The 17,100-nt window shown below is 58.4% G+C and carries 16 protein-coding genes and 1 tRNA gene; 15 read left to right on the plus strand and 2 right to left on the minus strand.

Annotation, left to right across the window (positions count from 1 at the left end; translation table 11 throughout):
- Positions 1–93: EF-Tu C-terminal domain-related protein (locus tag BLR31_RS20695; protein WP_090597277.1), on the plus strand; the 93-nt coding region annotated here is incomplete at its 5' end.
- Between the two features lie 124 nt (positions 94–217).
- Positions 218–293 (plus strand) — tRNA-Trp (locus BLR31_RS20700).
- Between the two features lie 34 nt (positions 294–327).
- Here BLR31_RS20700 and BLR31_RS21885 read toward each other — a convergent pair.
- Entirely contained in the window at positions 328–492 is a 165-nt protein-coding gene (locus BLR31_RS21885) for a hypothetical protein (protein WP_176762796.1), read from the minus strand.
- A 99-nt stretch (positions 493–591) separates the two neighbouring features.
- Positions 592–819, minus strand: coding sequence for a hypothetical protein (locus BLR31_RS21485; RefSeq protein WP_143009484.1), 228 nt, complete (start codon positions 817–819; stop codon positions 592–594).
- Between the two features lie 164 nt (positions 820–983).
- Here BLR31_RS21485 and BLR31_RS20710 point away from each other — a divergent pair, with 164 nt between their 5' ends.
- The 13 genes from BLR31_RS20710 to BLR31_RS21490 form a co-directional block, all read left to right on the plus strand.
- Complete coding sequence (locus tag BLR31_RS20710; RefSeq protein ID WP_090600287.1) at positions 984–1,382, plus strand: VOC family protein; 399 nt, start codon at positions 984–986, stop codon at positions 1,380–1,382.
- A 138-nt stretch (positions 1,383–1,520) separates the two neighbouring features.
- Entirely contained in the window at positions 1,521–1,715 is a 195-nt protein-coding gene (secE, locus tag BLR31_RS20715) for a preprotein translocase subunit SecE (RefSeq protein ID WP_090600291.1), read from the plus strand.
- A gap of 33 nt (positions 1,716–1,748) precedes the next feature.
- Positions 1,749–2,279, plus strand: a complete 531-nt coding sequence (gene nusG / locus BLR31_RS20720) for a transcription termination/antitermination protein NusG (RefSeq protein ID WP_090600294.1) — start codon at positions 1,749–1,751, stop codon at positions 2,277–2,279.
- A gap of 127 nt (positions 2,280–2,406) precedes the next feature.
- A complete protein-coding gene (gene rplK / locus BLR31_RS20725) occupies positions 2,407–2,835 on the plus strand; it encodes a 50S ribosomal protein L11 (RefSeq protein WP_090600297.1) in 429 nt (142 codons plus the stop codon).
- 6 nt (positions 2,836–2,841) lie between these two features.
- On the plus strand, positions 2,842–3,534 hold the full coding sequence (gene rplA / locus BLR31_RS20730) for a 50S ribosomal protein L1 (RefSeq protein WP_090600301.1): 693 nt from the start codon (positions 2,842–2,844) through the stop codon (positions 3,532–3,534).
- A gap of 340 nt (positions 3,535–3,874) precedes the next feature.
- Positions 3,875–4,393, plus strand: coding sequence for a 50S ribosomal protein L10 (rplJ, locus tag BLR31_RS20735; protein ID WP_090600304.1), 519 nt, complete (start codon positions 3,875–3,877; stop codon positions 4,391–4,393).
- 62 nt (positions 4,394–4,455) lie between these two features.
- Positions 4,456–4,830, plus strand: a complete 375-nt coding sequence (gene rplL / locus BLR31_RS20740; RefSeq protein ID WP_090600307.1) for a 50S ribosomal protein L7/L12 — start codon at positions 4,456–4,458, stop codon at positions 4,828–4,830.
- Between the two features lie 277 nt (positions 4,831–5,107).
- Positions 5,108–9,250, plus strand: a complete 4,143-nt coding sequence (gene rpoB / locus BLR31_RS20745) for a DNA-directed RNA polymerase subunit beta (protein WP_090600311.1) — start codon at positions 5,108–5,110, stop codon at positions 9,248–9,250.
- Between the two features lie 91 nt (positions 9,251–9,341).
- A complete protein-coding gene (gene rpoC, locus BLR31_RS20750; protein ID WP_090600314.1) occupies positions 9,342–13,544 on the plus strand; it encodes a DNA-directed RNA polymerase subunit beta' in 4,203 nt (1,400 codons plus the stop codon).
- A gap of 447 nt (positions 13,545–13,991) precedes the next feature.
- Entirely contained in the window at positions 13,992–14,363 is a 372-nt protein-coding gene (gene rpsL, locus BLR31_RS20755) for a 30S ribosomal protein S12 (RefSeq protein ID WP_090600318.1), read from the plus strand.
- 15 nt (positions 14,364–14,378) lie between these two features.
- Positions 14,379–14,849, plus strand: coding sequence for a 30S ribosomal protein S7 (gene rpsG, locus BLR31_RS20760; protein ID WP_090600322.1), 471 nt, complete (start codon positions 14,379–14,381; stop codon positions 14,847–14,849).
- Between the two features lie 12 nt (positions 14,850–14,861).
- Positions 14,862–16,952 carry an elongation factor G gene (gene fusA / locus BLR31_RS20765; protein ID WP_090600326.1) on the plus strand — a complete coding sequence of 697 codons (2,091 nt, stop codon included), beginning with the start codon at positions 14,862–14,864 and terminating at the stop codon, positions 16,950–16,952.
- 53 nt (positions 16,953–17,005) lie between these two features.
- Positions 17,006–17,100 (plus strand): GTP-binding protein (locus BLR31_RS21490; RefSeq protein ID WP_244505179.1); only part of this gene is annotated, 95 nt, incomplete at its 3' end.

The following is a 17,100-nucleotide window of genomic DNA, read 5'->3' on the forward strand; positions in this document are numbered from 1 at the left end:
GTTCCGATCGCGATGGAAGAAAAGCTGCGCTTCGCTATCCGCGAAGGCGGCCGTACCGTCGGCGCCGGCGTCGTGTCGAAAATCGTCGCTTAAGCCTTACTCGCTTGAAGCGTTGAACATTTTAAGGGCGGCCTTCGGGTCGCCCTTTCTTTTTGCCCAATGGGGGCAACTGCCTCTTGCACTCCAAAACCAACTCGACTAGACCATGCCTCGGCATAGGGGTGTAGCTCAGTTGGTAGAGCATCGGTCTCCAAAACCGAGGGCCGTGGGTTCGAGTCCCTCCGCCCCTGCCAGTTCTCTCAATGACATGTAAAATATCTTCGGCGTTTAGCCGATGCCGAACGCCAAGGATGCAACGCGGATCACCGTGCTGCCGGTGGCGGTCGCGACGGTGTACCAGAACCATCCGAGATAGCCCGCTACCACCAGCGTGCCCGTTATCGCGGCGAACGCGTGAACCAGTTTGCGTGGGGCATTGCGATCAGTTTTCATTTCGCCCTCCAGAAGCCCTGACATAAGGGCCATCTGGAATCTAACCGTGCGAATATGAACGGAATATGCACCGATCCATCACATATCCGAGATGGACGCTTATTCGGCTGCTACGGCGCGCAGGTGGGGCATCTGGCAGCGGAAGCGGACAGTCCAGCCCGAGGTTTCCACGGCCTTGGCTACGGAATGGAGATCCCAGTTTTCGCTGGATATTTCCTGGAACAGGCCAGCTTCGCGCATTGCACGCGGCAACCGTTCCCAATCCCTTGCAAAATATAGAGCTTCAAGAGGGCCGTTGATGCCGTCGCGATCTCGGTAGCAGCGCATGGTCTCTCCCATATTTTAAGTAAGTTTTAAGGATGTCGACCGCGTTGTCACGCGAGGGTTGGGATCATGGTAAATGCGCCGGGGCAGGGGTGGTTGAATTCGGGCTGCCGCGGTCTTAGGTAGTGACGTGATCCGATACCAGTCCCGTCAAAAGTGAGTGCGCCGTGGCCAAACCCGTCCATTCCATGATTCGTGTCCTCGAAGAGGAGCGCTCCGTTGATTTCTATCGGCGTGCCTTCGGGCTGGAAATCAAGGACAAGCTTGAGTTCGACGGGTTCGCGCTCATCTATCTCCGTCACCCGACCGAATCCGAGTTCGAGGTTGAGTTGACGGTAAACTACGATCAAACCGCGCCCTATGATCTCGGCAATGGGTATGGCCATCTGGCCGTGACCGTTGACGATCTCGAGGCAGAGCATGCGCGCATGAAGGCGGAGGGCCTTTCCGTCGGTGACCTCAAGGACTTTCCCTATAAAGGCCAACCCTTCGCGCGCTTCTTCTTCGCCACCGATCCCGACGGGTACAAAATCGAGGTGATCGCGCGGGGCGGGCGGTTCCTCTGATGGCAAAAAAGATGCCAACGGGCTTGCGTTTGGTCGTCTCAGCGTCTAGATAACCCACTCTTGGCCGTGCGAAGCGACTCGCGCGGCTATTGCTTATGCAGTTAAGCCCAAGATTTAACATCAGGTATCGAGCGGTATATGGCCCGGACTAACCCTTTTACGTTCTTTCAGCAGGTGCGTTCGGAAGTTGCCAAAGTCGTTTGGCCGACCCGCAACGAGACGCTGATCTCAACCGTGATGGTTCTGGTCATGGTGATCTTTGCCAGTCTCTTCTTTCTGGCCGCAGATCAGATCATCCAGTTCTTTGTCGGGTTAATTCTGTCCATTCGCTAAGGCGAAGCGGCAGACGAGGAGCGAAAAAGCAGTATGGCCAAGCGTTGGTACATTGTTCAGGCGTATTCGAATTTCGAGCGCAAGGTTGCCGAGGATATCCGGCAGAAGGTGGGGTCCAACGGGCTCGATCATCTGTTTGATGATGTTCTGGTGCCCACTGAAAAGGTCACCGAAGTTCGTCGCGGCCGCAAGGTCGATGCCGAGCGCAAGTTTTTCCCGGGTTATGTTCTGGTCAAGATGGAGCTCACCGACGAGACCTTCCACCTGATCAAGAACACCCCAAAGGTCACCGGGTTCCTTGGCGCGGACAACAAGCCGCAGCCGATCTCGGAGAGCGAGGCGATGAGTATCCTGCAGCAGGTGCAGGAGGGCGTCGATCGTCCCAAGCCGTCCGTCAGCTTCGAGATTGGCGAGAATGTGCGTGTGTCGGACGGTCCGTTTGCGAGCTTTTCCGGTGTCGTCGAGGAAGTCGACGAAGAGCGCGCCCGCCTCAAGGTGGAAGTTTCGATTTTCGGTCGGCCTACGCCGGTCGAGCTGGAATACGGGCAGGTCGAAAAGGTCTGATCCGGTACGCCTCTTTCGAGAGGCAGTTGATGTGTGGAAGAGGGCGGCGGTTGCCATCCGCCGATAAACCCCTCGTACCACGCCGTCACCAAATGGCCGCTTTGGCGGTCTATTGAAAGGAACGATAATGGCAAAGAAGATTACAGGTTACATCAAGTTGCAGGTGCCAGCGGCCTCTGCGACCCCGTCGCCCCCGATCGGCCCGGCCCTCGGTCAGCGCGGTCTGAACATCATGGAATTCTGCAAGGCCTTCAATGCGGCTACGCAGGAAATGGAAAAGGGTGCTCCGATCCCGGTCGTGATCACCGCTTTCGCCGACAAGAGCTTCACCTTCGAAATGAAGCTGCCGCCGGTGACCTACTTCATCAAGAAGGCGATCAACCTCAAGTCCGGCTCCAAGAAGCCTGGGCACGACAGCGCCGGCAAGCTGACCGAAGCGCAGGTGCGTGAGATCGCTGAAAAGAAGATGAAGGACCTCAACGCGGACACCGTTGAAGCCGCAATGAGCATGGTTGTCGGCTCTGCCCGCTCCATGGGCCTCCAGGTCGAAGGGTAATCGGATATGAGCAAGCTCGCAAAGCGCACCAAGCAGGTCCGTGACGGTATCGATCGCAAGAAGCTTTACGGCCTCGACGACGCGGTCAAGATGATCAAGGAACGCGCCACTGCCAAGTTCGACGAAACCGTCGAAGTTGCCATGAATTTGGGCGTCGATCCGCGCCACGCAGACCAGATGGTCCGTGGTGTCGTCAATCTTCCCAACGGCACTGGCAAGACCGTTCGCGTCGCTGTTTTTGCCAAGGACGCAAAGGCTGACGAAGCCCGCGCGGCCGGTGCAGACATCGTTGGTGCAGACGATCTCGCTGAGGAGATCCAGAAGGGCAACATCAATTTCGACCGCTGCATTGCGACCCCGGACATGATGCCGCTTGTTGGTCGTCTCGGTAAGATCCTTGGTCCGCGCAATCTGATGCCGAACCCCAAGGTCGGCACCGTGACCCCTGACGTCAAGGGCGCCGTCAAGGCTGCCAAGGGCGGCGCCGTGGAGTTCCGCGTCGAAAAGGCCGGTATCATTCACGCCGGTGTTGGCAAGGCTTCGTTCACCGAAGCTCAACTCGTCGAAAACATCAAGGCGCTCACCGACGCCGTGACCAAGGCAAAGCCTGCTGGCGCCAAGGGCACATACGTCAAGCGCGTCGCCGTTTCCTCGACAATGGGCGCTGGCGTCCATGTCGATCCCTCGTCGGTCCACTAACACCTGACGAGCATGTAGAGTTTCGGGCGGCTCCGGTCGCCCGGGATGCCGGAAAGGGCAGATAGCTCTTTCCGGTAAAGTCCTGTCCGAGACTGTGTGGTGATGGCGGCTTGCCATTCTAATTGCCGGGGGCTCCCGGTGGCCACCAATAGATGGGGTGATGACCGGACCGAGATTTATTGGCGTAGCCGCCATCTCGTTTTGGTTTGAACCGAACTGGTCCCTGGGGCGTGCCCCTTTGATCGGTTTACAGGCGCTGTACCGCCGCTTCGATCGTGGAGCGGCTAATTGCACCGGGTACGATCCGGCTCGGGTCGTGCCTAACTCGTGGAGAGTAGCAATGGATAGAGCGGAAAAAGCTGAGGTCGTATCCTCGCTCCAGCAGGCATTCGCCGGCTCGGGCGCGGTCGTCGTCGCTCAGTATACCGGTCTGTCGGTGTCTGACTTCGAAAAGCTGCGTGTGCAGATGAAGCAGGCCGGTGGACAGGTGAAGGTCGCAAAGAACCGCCTTGCCAAGCTCGCTCTTAAAGACACCGATACAGCGGATATCTCGGACATCCTTACGGGTCCGACGGTCCTGGCCTATTCGGAAGACCCCATCACGGCGCCGAAAGTCGCCAAGAAGTTTGCCGACTCGAACTCCAAGTTCGTGATCCTCGGCGGCGCTATGGGTTCGACCGCTCTCGATGCCGACGGCATCAAGGCTCTGGCCGATCTGCCTTCGCTCGACGAACTGCGTGCCAAGCTCGCTGGCCTTCTGGTCCAGCCTGCGACAAACATCGCACGTCTTGCCAAGGAACCGGGCGCTTCTGTCGCCCGCGTTATCTCCGCTTATTCGGATAAGGGCGCTGCCGCGTAAAGCGTTCACGACCCAATCCACGGTTCAAACTGAAACCTGAAACCTAACTTAAGGCTAATCACATGGCTGATCTTGCTAAACTTGTGGACGACCTGTCCGCGTTGACCGTCCTGGAAGCTTCCGAGCTCTCCAAGTTGCTTGAAGAGAAGTGGGGCGTTTCCGCTGCCGCTCCCGTGGCCGTTGCCGCTGCTGGTGGCGCTGCCCCGGCTGCTGCTGCTGAAGAGCAGACTGAATTTGACGTTATCCTGACCGCCGCTGGCGACCAGAAGATCAACGTCATCAAGGAAGTCCGTGCTCTCACTGGCCTGGGCCTCAAGGAAGCCAAGGACCTCGTTGAAGGTGCTCCGAAGGCTGTCAAGGAAGGCGTCAACAAGGCTGAAGCCGAAGACGTCAAGGCAAAGCTCGAAGCTGCCGGCGCCAAGGTCGAACTCAAGTAGTTCGTCTTTCAAGACGCATATATTTCGGGACGGCTCACGAGCCGTCCCGTTCCCGCCTCCAGAGTTTCACGGAGCGCGGACGCCACCTGAAAAGACTGAAGGGCAGGGCGGAAGTTGCGGAACTGGTGAGCTGACGGCTCTGGCCACTTCGGGTCGATCGAGCGCCACCTGCATAGACATAACGTCCAAAAGGGCACCTGTTCAAAGAACCGACGGCTGATTGTCGATTCTTTGAACAGCTGCCTCCGAGACATTCCAGACGAGAGGAAACGGGTACATGGCTACCACGTTCAACGGGCGCCGCAAGGTGCGCAAGTCCTTTGGGTCAATTCGTGAAGTCACGGAGATGCCGAACCTTATCGAGGTTCAGAAGGCTTCTTATGACCAGTTCCTGATGGTCGATGAGCCTGAAGGCGATCGTGGCGACGAAGGCATCCAGTCGGTGTTCCGTTCGGTTTTCCCGATCACCGATTTCGCGAACACCGCGAGCCTCGAATTCGTTCGCTACGAATTCGAACAGCCCAAATATGACGTCGAAGAATGCCGTCAGCGCGACATGACCTTTGCAGCACCGCTCAAGGTCACGCTTCGCCTTATCGTGTTCGAGGTCGACGAAGATACGGGCGCCCGCTCGGTGAAGGATATCAAGGAGCAGGACGTCTATATGGGCGACATGCCCTTCATGACGACCAATGGTACCTTCATCGTCAACGGCACCGAGCGCGTCATCGTCTCGCAGATGCACCGTTCGCCTGGCGTGTTCTTCGACCACGACAAGGGCAAGACCCATTCGTCGGGCAAGCTTTTGTTCGCCGCGCGCATCATTCCCTATCGTGGGTCCTGGCTCGATATCGAATTCGACGCCAAGGATATCGTCTATGCGCGTATCGATCGCCGCCGCAAGATTCCGGTCACTTCCCTTCTCAAGGCTCTTGGCCTGGACGCCGAAGAGATTCTGGCCACCTATTACGATACCCAGACCTACACCCAGACCGACAAGGGCTGGCGCAAGCCGTTCGACGCTGAAAAGCTCAAGGGCTCCAAGCCCCTCCATGACCTGATCGACGCCGATTCCGGCGACGTCGTGCATGAAGGCGGCACCCGCCTGACGGCCCGCGCTGCCAAGAAGCTGACCGAAGGTGGTTTGACCCATTTGCTGGTCACCGACGAAGACCTCTTCGGCATGTATCTGGCCCAGGACATCGTCAATCTGGAAACCGGCGAAATCTACGCGGAAGCTGGTGACGAGATCGACGAGAAGGTTTTGGCAAACCTCGTCGAAAAGGGTTTCACAGACCTTCCGATCCTCGACATCGATCACATCAATGTCGGCGCCTACATCCGCAACACGCTTGCCGTGGACAAGAACGAGAGCCGTGAAGACGCGCTGTTCGACATCTATCGCGTCATGCGTCCGGGTGAGCCGCCCACCATTGAAACCGCTGAAGCCATGTTCAATTCGCTGTTCTTCGACAGCGAACGCTATGACCTGTCCGCTGTTGGCCGCGTCAAGATGAACATGCGCCTCGACATCCAGGCCGAAGACACCGTGCGCGTCCTGCGCAAGGAAGACATTGTCGAAGTCGTGCGTACCCTCGTCGACCTCCGCGATGGCAAGGGCGACATCGACGACATCGACAACCTCGGCAATCGCCGTGTGCGTTCGGTCGGCGAGTTGATGGAAAACCATTATCGCCTTGGTCTGCTCCGCATGGAGCGCGCCATCAAGGAGCGCATGAGCTCGGTCGAAATCGACACGGTCATGCCGCAGGACCTGATCAACGCCAAGCCGGCTGCCGCTGCTGTTCGCGAGTTCTTTGGCTCGTCCCAGCTCAGCCAGTTCATGGATCAGACCAACCCGCTGTCGGAAATCACCCACAAGCGTCGCCTATCGGCGCTTGGGCCGGGCGGTCTGACCCGCGAACGCGCAGGCTTTGAAGTCCGCGACGTGCACGTGACCCACTACGGCCGTATCTGCCCGATTGAGACGCCGGAAGGCCCGAACATCGGTCTGATCAACTCGCTGGCGACTTTTGCCCGCGTCAACAAGTACGGGTTCATCGAAACCCCGTACCGCAAGGTCGTGGACGGCAAGATCACCGACGAAGTCGTCTATCTTTCGGCGATGGAAGAGGCCAAGCACCACGTTGCCCAGGCTAACGCCACCATCAGCGATGACGGCGAGTTCGTAAACGAGCTGGTCGTGGCCCGTCATGCCGGTGAGCCTTCGCTCACGCCGCGTGAACAGGTCGACCTGATGGACGTTTCGCCCAAGCAGGTTGTGTCTGTTGCTGCGGCGCTGATCCCGTTCCTCGAAAACGACGACGCTAACCGCGCACTGATGGGCTCGAACATGCAGCGTCAGGCCGTGCCGCTTCTGCGTGCCGAAGCTCCGTTCGTGGGCACCGGCATGGAGTCGGTTGTGGCTCGTGACTCGGGTGCCGCTATCGGCGCACTGCGTTCGGGTATCGTCGATCAGGTGGATTCGACACGTGTCGTTATCCGCGCGACGGAGGAAACCGATGCGTCCAAGTCGGGCGTCGACATCTATAACCTGATGAAGTTCCAGCGCTCGAACCAGTCGACCTGCATCAATCAGCGTCCGCTGGTCAATGTTGGCGATCATGTTCAGGCTGGCGACATCATCGCCGATGGTCCCTCGACCGATCTGGGCGATCTGGCTCTGGGCCGCAACGTGCTCGTCGCGTTCATGCCCTGGAATGGCTACAACTTCGAAGATTCGATCCTGCTTTCGGAAAAGATCGTCAAGGACGACGTCTTCACCTCGATCCATATCGAGGAATATGAAGTCATGGCCCGTGACACCAAGCTCGGCCCGGAAGAAATCACCCGCGATATCCCGAACGTTTCGGAAGAAGCGCTCCGGAACCTCGACGAGGCGGGTATCGTCCATATCGGTGCCGAAGTTCAGGCCGGTGATATCCTTGTCGGCAAGATCACGCCAAAGGGCGAAAGCCCAATGACGCCGGAAGAAAAGCTCCTGCGCGCCATCTTTGGTGAAAAGGCCTCCGACGTTCGCGATACATCGCTGCGTGTCCCTCCTGGGGACGGTGGTATCGTCGTGGAAGTCCGTGTCTTTAACCGTCATGGTATCGACAAGGACGAGCGCGCGATGGCCATCGAGCGCGAAGAAATCGAACGCCTCGCCAAGGACCGTGACGACGAACAGTCGATCCTCGACCGTAACGTCTATGCGCGTCTGAAAGAGATGCTGTTCGGCAAGGCCGCAACCACCGGTCCCAAGGGCTATGTGGCAGGCACCAAGCTCAACGATTCCATCTTTGACGGGCATGCCCGGTCCAAGTGGTGGCAGTTCGCCGTCGAAGACGACAAGCTGATGAGCGAGATCGAATCTCTGCAGGGCCAGTATGACGAGAGCCGTCGTCTGCTCGAGCAGCGCTTCATCGACAAGGTCGACAAGCTTCAGCGTGGCGACGAGCTTCCGCCAGGCGTGATGAAGATGGTCAAGGTCTTCGTTGCGACCAAGCGCAAGATCCAGTCGGGCGACAAGATGGCTGGCCGTCACGGCAACAAGGGTGTGGTTTCCCGCATCATGCCGGTCGAAGATATGCCGTTCCTCGAAGACGGAACGCATGTCGACATCGTTCTGAACCCCCTCGGCGTGCCCTCGCGCATGAACGTCGGGCAGATCCTTGAAACCCATCTGGGTTGGGCCGCTCGCGGCATGGGTCGCAAGATCGACGACATGATGAAGGCCTATCGCGAAGCCAAGGACGTCACGCCGCTCCGCAAGGAAATCTCCGCCCTCTATGAAGGCGATGACTACGTTGCGGATCTGGACGATGATGGCATGGTTCGCCTCGGTCATCAGATTTCCAAGGGTGTTTCGATCGCCACTCCGGTGTTCGACGGCGCCAAGGAAGCCGACATCGTGGAGATGCTCGAAAGGGCAGGGCTCGATGGTTCGGGTCAGTCGACATTGTTCGACGGTCGTACTGGCGAGGAGTTCGATCGCAAGGTGACAGTGGGCTACATCTACATGCTCAAGCTGCACCACCTTGTGGACGACAAAATCCACGCCCGTTCGATCGGCCCATACAGCCTTGTTACCCAGCAGCCGCTTGGTGGTAAGGCCCAGTTCGGTGGCCAGCGCTTCGGTGAAATGGAGGTCTGGGCACTCGAGGCTTACGGTGCGGCATACACCTTGCAGGAAATGCTCACCGTCAAGTCGGACGACGTGGCTGGCCGTACCAAGGTCTATGAAGCGATCGTTCGTGGCGACGACACATTCGAAGCGGGTATCCCCGAGAGCTTTAACGTTCTCGTCAAGGAAATCCGGTCGCTCGGCCTCAATGTCGAATTGACCGACTTTGACGCCGACAACGACGATGTGAGCGGTGATCCCGAACTCGCGCCTCCTGCGGACGCGGCGGAATAATCCGCCGCTTCCCACTGAACCGATGCTTTTGGCCCAATAGGGGGGAGCGCAAGATTTTTGCCGCTCCGTCCGGGCACCAAGGAGACACACGATGAATCATCATCAACACGTCATGGATCCGTTCAACTCGCAGGCGGCAGCGCCGACTTTCGATCAGATCAAGATCAATATCGCGAGCCCGGAAAAGATCCTGTCGTGGTCTTTCGGCGAGATCAAGAAGCCCGAGACCATCAACTACCGTACGTTCAAGCCCGAGCGTGACGGCCTGTTCTGCGCGCGTATCTTTGGCCCGACCAAGGATTACGAATGCCTGTGCGGCAAGTACAAGCGCATGAAGTTCAAGGGCGTCATCTGTGAAAAGTGCGGCGTGGAAGTTACCCTGTCGCGCGTTCGTCGCGAGCGCATGGGCCACATCGAACTCGCAGCGCCCGTTGCGCATATCTGGTTCCTGAAGTCCCTGCCGAGCCGCATTTCGCAGCTGCTCGACATGACCCTGAAAGACGTCGAACGCATTCTCTACTTCGAGAACTACGTCGTCATTGAGCCGGGCCTGACCCCGTTTGCCCAGCATCAGCTGGTCACGGAAGAAGAGTATCTCGACGCGCAGGACAATTATGGTCCTGACGCCTTCACCGCCATGATCGGCGCTGAAGCCGTGCGCGAGATGCTGGCCGCACTCGACCTCGAGAAGCTTGCCGCCGATTTGCGTGTCGAGATTGCCGAGTCGACCACTGAGCTCAAGCCAAAGAAGCTGGCTAAGCGCCTCAAGATCGTCGAGCAGTTCATCGTTTCGGGTAATAAGCCCGAATGGATGATCATGACGGTCATTCCGGTCATTCCGCCCGAACTGCGCCCGCTGGTGCCGCTCGATGGTGGCCGGTTCGCGACATCGGATCTGAACGATCTCTATCGCCGCGTGATCAACCGTAACAACCGCTTGAAGCGCCTGATCGAGCTGCGGGCTCCGGACATCATCATCCGGAACGAAAAGCGCATGCTGCAGGAAGCTGTCGATGCGCTGTTCGACAACGGCCGTCGTGGCCGCACCATCACCGGTGCCAACAAGCGTCCGCTGAAGTCGCTGTCCGATATGCTCAAGGGCAAGCAGGGCCGGTTCCGCCAGAACCTGCTCGGCAAGCGCGTCGACTATTCGGGTCGTTCGGTCATCACCGTCGGTCCAGAGCTCAAGCTGCACCAGTGCGGCCTGCCCAAGAAGATGGCGCTCGAGCTCTTCAAGCCCTTCATTTATTCGCGTCTCGACGCGAAGGGTTTGAGCTCGACCGTCAAGCAGGCGAAAAAGCTTGTCGAAAAGGAAAAGCCCGAAGTCTGGGATATCCTTGACGAAGTGATCCGTGAGCACCCGGTTCTCTTGAACCGCGCCCCGACGCTTCACCGTCTTGGCATTCAGGCCTTCGAGCCGATGCTGATCGAAGGCAAGGCCATCCAGCTTCACCCGCTGGTATGCGCCGCTTTCAACGCCGACTTTGACGGCGATCAGATGGCCGTGCATGTCCCGCTGAGCCTTGAAGCTCAGCTCGAAGCGCGCGTCCTGATGATGTCGACCAACAACATCCTGCACCCCGCCAACGGTCAGCCGATCATCGTGCCGTCTCAGGATATCGTCCTGGGCCTGTACTATGTATCGATCATGGCCGAGGGCGAGCCCGGCGAAGGCATGGCGTTCGCGTCCATGTCCGAGCTCGAGCATGCGCTGGAGAACAAGTCGGTTACGCTCCACACCAAGATCAAGGGCCGCGTGAAGTCGGTCGATGCTGACGGCAACACCGTCACCTCGATCGTCGAAACCACACCCGGCCGCATGATGCTGGGGCAAATCCTGCCAAAGACGGTTCCCTATGAAGTCGTCAACCAGCTCATGACCAAGAAGAACATCTCCAAGGTCATCGACACGGTTTACCGTGCCTGCGGCCAGAAGGAGACTGTGATCTTCTGTGACCGCGTCATGGATCTGGGCTTCAAGCAGGCCTGCCGCGCCGGCATCTCGTTCGGCAAGGACGACATGGTCATTCCCGACACCAAGGCCAAGATTGTGGGCGATACCCGCAAGCAGGTCGAGGAGTTCGAGCAGCAGTACAATGACGGCCTGATCACCCATGGTGAGAAGTACAACAAGGTCGTCGATGCGTGGGCCAAGTGCGGTGACAAGGTTGCCGACGAAATGATGAAGCGCATCTCGGCTGCCGAAAAGGACGCCAACGGTCGCTCCAAGCAGATCAACTCGGTCTATATGATGAGCCACTCTGGCGCCCGTGGTTCGGTCGCCCAGATGAAGCAGCTCGCTGGTATGCGCGGTCTCATGGCCAAGCCCTCCGGCGAAATCATCGAGACGCCGGTGATCTCGAACTTCAAGGAAGGCCTCACCGTTCTCGAGTACTTCAACTCGACCCACGGTGCCCGTAAGGGTCTGGCCGATACGGCGCTCAAGACGGCGAACTCGGGTTACCTGACGCGTCGTCTCGTCGACGTTGCGCAGGACGCGATCATCACCGAAGACGATTGCGGCACCGAGCGTGGCCTGACCATGGAGCCGATCATCGACTCCGGCCAGATCGTTGCCACCCTCGGCCAGCGTATTCTTGGCCGTGTCGCTGCTGACGACATTTACCTGCCCGGCACCGACGATGTTCTCGTCGCCAAGGGCACGCTGATGGACGAAGCTGACGTCGAGAAGGTCGAGAACGCCAAGGTTCAGTCGGTTCGCATTCGCTCGCCGCTGACCTGCGATGTTCGCCAGGGCTGCTGCGCGATCTGTTACGGTCGCGACCTTGCACGCGGTACGCCGGTCAACATGGGTGAAGCTGTCGGCGTTATCGCCGCTCAGTCCATCGGTGAGCCGGGTACTCAGCTCACCATGCGTACGTTCCACATCGGTGGTACGGCTCAGGTGGTCGACAACTCGTATCTCGAAGCCGGTGCAGAAGGTAAGATCACCTTCCGCAACAAGAACATTGCGACCAATTCCGACAAGCATGTCGTTGTCATGGGCCGTAACGTTTCGATCGTGATCGTGGATGCCGAGGGCAAGGAACGCTCTGTTCACAAGCTCGGCTATGGCTCGCGCCTCCGCGTCAATGAGGGCGACCAGGTCAAGCGTGGTCAGCGTATCGCAGAGTGGGATCCGTACACCCGTCCGATCCTCACCGAAGTCGAAGGCGAGGTTCTGTTCGAAGATCTGGTCGATGGCGCTTCGGTCTCCGAGCAGACCGACGAAACGACAGGCTTTACCAAGCGTCTCGTTATCGACTGGCGAACGAGCCAGCGCGGTGATGGGCTCAAGCCCGCCATTGCTGTCGGCTCCAAGGGGCAGGCGTTCAAGACCGAACGCGGCACCGATGCTCGCTATCTACTCAGTGTGGATGCGGTCATCGCGGTCGAGCCAGGTCTCCGCGTCTCCCAGGGCGACGTCTTGGCACGTATCCCGCTCGAAAGCGCCAAGACCAAGGACATCACCGGTGGTCTGCCGCGTGTGGCCGAACTGTTCGAAGCTCGTCGTCCGAAGGATCACGCGATCATTGCCGAACTCGATGGCACGATCCGCTTCGGTCGCGATTACAAGAACAAGCGCCGCATCATCATCGAGCCGAGCGACGAGAGCCTGGAGCCGGTCGAGTACCTCATTCCGAAAGGCAAGCCCTTCCATCTGCAGGAAGGTGATCCGATCGAGAAGGGTGAGTACATTCTCGACGGCAACCCCGCACCGCACGACATCCTTGCGATCAAGGGCGTCGAGGAGCTGGCACGCTACCTCGTGAATGAAATCCAGGAGGTCTATCGCCTGCAGGGCGTGTTGATCAACGACAAGCACATCGAGGTGATCGTTCGCCAGATGCTGCAGAAGGTCGAGATCACCGAGCCTGGCGAGTCCGGCCTGCTCAAGGACGAGCAGATCGACCGGATCGACCTGGACGAACTCAACGAACAGCTCGTTGCCGATGGCAAGAAGCCTGCAGTGGCCGTTCCGGTCCTGCTCGGCATCACGAAGGCTTCGCTGCAGACCCGTTCATTCGTCTCGGCCGCGTCCTTCCAGGAAACGACACGGGTGCTTACGGAAGCTGCAGTGTCGGGCAAGGCGGATCTTCTCGAAGGTCTCAAGGAAAACGTCATCGTGGGCCGTCTTATCCCGGCCGGCACGGGTGCACGCATCACCAGCGTTCGCCAGGTTGCCACCAAGCGCGACGACCTCATCCTCGACGAGCGTCGCCGCCAGGCGGAAACGGTTGCGATTCCCGCACCCGAATCCATGTCTGCGGTCCCCGACTCGCCTGCCGAGTAATCGGACGACATTTCAAACTTGGGAAAGGGGCCTTCGGGCCCCTTTTCTTTTAGGTAAAAGGCTATTTGGGCCCTGATGAGGGTCGATTGCGCCCCATATGGCGTCATGCAGTGAGTGCAGGGCAGGGGATTGCTGCTCAAAGCGGGTTTTTTCCCGGAAAGCCTTGACGATTCTGAATCAACCCAGTAATACCCGCCCTACCTAAGCGGTCGGTCGTGATCAGGCACCGAATGCGAAGCGCCCAAAGCGACGCATTCAAGCCGGTCAAACACACTGTCGGGTAGTTAGACGAAACAAGTCTTGGGCGCATGATTGCTTCCGGTTCGGAGGTGATCCTCTGCATTCTTGGCGCCGCCGCTTCCTAATCGGAAACGTGTGCGGGCGCCGCTCGCTTGTTATGTCCAACTAGGTTTTTGTTTGTACGGATGAAAAGAGGGTTCGAGCGATATGCCGACCATTAATCAGCTGATCCGCAAGCCCCGGCAGCCTAAGCCGAAGCGGAACAAGGTGCCGGCGATGGAGGCCAACCCGCAAAAGCGTGGTGTGTGTACTCGCGTCTATACGACGACCCCGAAGAAGCCGAACTCGGCTCTGCGTCGTGTTGCCAAGGTGCGCCTGGTCAACCAGCGTGAAGTCATTACTTATATCCCCGGCGAAGGTCACAACCTCCAGGAGCACTCGGTTGTGCTGATCCGTGGTGGTCGTGTGCGTGACCTTCCGGGTGTTCGCTATCACGTGCTGCGCGGTGTGCTGGATACCCAGTCCGTCAAGGATCGCAAGCAACGTCGTTCGAAATACGGCGCCAAGCGGCCGAAATAAGGAGATCTGTGAACAATGTCCCGTCGGCATCGTGCAGAAAAGCGTGAGATCAACCCCGATCCCAAGTTTGGTGATCTGGTTGTCTCCAAATTTATGAATTCGCTCATGAAGGATGGCAAGAAGTCTGCCGCCGAGGGCATCGTCTATGGCGCGTTCGAAGTTATCGAAGATCGCACCAAGCAGGACCCCATTCAGGTCTTTCATGGCGCGCTGGAAAACATTCGTCCGGCCGTTGAAGTCCGTTCGCGTCGCGTCGGTGGTGCTACCTATCAGGTGCCTGTCGAAGTCCGCACCGAGCGTCAGCAGGCTCTGGCCATTCGCTGGCTGATCGATGCTGCCCGTAAGCGCGGTGAGCAGACCATGGTCGGTCGTCTTTCTGGCGAGCTTCTGGATGCGTCGAATGGACGTGGCCAGGCCGTCAAGAAGCGTGAAGACACACACCGCATGGCTGACGCCAACCGTGCATTCTCGCACTACCGCTGGTAAGGAGAGACGAGCATGGCCCGCGAATACAAACTCGAAGACTACCGTAATTTCGGCATCATGGCTCACATCGATGCTGGCAAGACTACGACCACTGAACGTATTCTGTTCTACACCGGCAAGTCGCACAAGATCGGTGAAGTCCATGACGGCGCTGCCACCATGGACTGGATGGAGCAGGAGCAGGAACGCGGCATCACCATCACGTCCGCTGCTACGACAACGTTCTGGCAGGGTCGCGACGGCAAGAAGCGCCGCTTCAACATCATCGATACCCCGGGCCACGTTGACTTCACCATCGAAGTTGAGCGTTCGCTCCGCGTGCTCGACGGTGCTGTAGCTCTTCTCGACGCCAACGCCGGTGTTGAGCCTCAGACTGAAACGGTCTGGCGCCAGGCTGACAAGTACCACGTTCCGCGTCTGATCTTCGTCAATAAGATGGATAAGATCGGTGCCGATTTCTACCGTTCGGTCGAAATGGTCGGGACCCGTCTTGGTGCCAAGGCTGTCGTTCTCCAGCTGCCGATCGGCGCTGAAAACGAGTTTGCCGGCGTCGTCGATCTGATCGAGATGAAGGCTTACGTTTGGGACGGTGAAGAGCTCGGCGCGAAGTGGGACATCGTCGATATCCCAGCCGATCTTAAAGACCGTGCCGAAGAGTACCGTGAAAAGCTCATCGAAGCTGCCGTCGAAATGGACGAAGCTGCGATGGAAGCTTATCTCGAAGGCGAAATGCCGGACAATGAAGCGATCCGCAAGATGCTCCGCAAGGGCATTTGCGACGTTCAGTTCTTTGGCGTCCTGTGTGGTTCGGCCTTCAAGAACAAGGGCGTTCAGCCGCTCCTCGACGCTGTCGTCGACTACCTGCCGGCTCCGGACGATATTCCGGCCATCAAGGGTATCGATGCCAAGACCGAAGAGCCGATCGAGCGTCATGCTGACGATTCCGAGCCGCTGTCAATGCTGGCATTCAAGATCGCCAACGATCCCCACATGGGTTCGCTGACATTCTGCCGCATCTATTCGGGCACGCTTGAAGCTGGTGCGCAGCTGCAGAACACGGTCAAGGACAAGCGCGAGCGCGTCGGCCGTATGTTCCAGATGCACTCCAACAGCCGTGAGCAGATCACTGAAGCCTTTGCTGGCGATATCGTGGCGATCGTTGGTCTCAAGGACACGACGACTGGTGACACGCTTTGCGTGCCGTCCAATCAGGTTATCCTTGAACGCATGATCTTCCCCGATCCCGTGATCGACATCGCTGTCGAGCCGAAGTCGAAGGCTGACCAGGAAAAGATGGGCCTCGCCCTGCAGCGCCTTGCTGCCGAGGATCCTTCCTTCCGTGTTCGTTCCGACGAAGAATCCGGCCAGACGATCATTTCGGGCATGGGCGAGCTTCACCTCGACATTCTCGTCGATCGCATGAAGCGCGAGTTCAAGGTCGAGGCCAATATCGGCCAGCCGCAGGTTGCGTATCGTGAAACGATCACGCGTTCGGCGGAAGTCGACTACACGCACAAGAAGCAGTCGGGTGGTTCGGGCCAGTTCGCTCGCGTCAAGCTCACGATCGAGCCCAACGAAGTTGGTGCTGGTTTCACGTTCGAGAGCAAGGTCGTCGGCGGTTCGGTTCCGAAGGAATACATTCCGGGCGTGTCCAAGGGTATCGAGTCCGTCATGGGCGCCGGTATTCTCGCAGGCTTCCCGATCGTGGACGTCAAGGCCACGCTGACTGACGGTGCTTACCACGACGTCGACTCCTCGGTTCTAGCGTTCGAAATCGCTGGTCGTGCCGCATTCCGTGAAGGTCTGCAGAAGGCAGCAGCCAAGCTTCTCGAGCCGATCATGAAGGTCGAAGTGACGACACCTGAAGACTACATGGGTGACGTTATCGGCGATCTGAATTCACGCCGTGGCCAGATTCAGGGCACGGAAAGCCGCGGTGTCGTTCAGGTGATCAACGCCTACGTCCCGCTGGCCAACATGTTCGGTTATGTGAACTCGCTGCGCTCGATGAGCCAGGGACGTGCACAGTACACGATGGTGTTCGATCATTACGAGCAGGTGCCGCAGGCGGTTGCTGACGAAGTTCAGGCGAAATACGCCTAGTTGGAAACAATTAATCAGCGGCCCCAAGGGCTGTCTGAAGATGGAGATATGTGATGGGCAAGGAAAAATTTGCACGTAACAAGCCGCACTGCAACATCGGCACGATTGGTCACGTTGACCATGGCAAGACGAGCTTGACTGCGGCGAT

This window comes from Pelagibacterium luteolum (assembly GCF_900100665.1).
Taxonomy (GTDB): domain Bacteria; phylum Pseudomonadota; class Alphaproteobacteria; order Rhizobiales; family Devosiaceae; genus Pelagibacterium; species Pelagibacterium luteolum.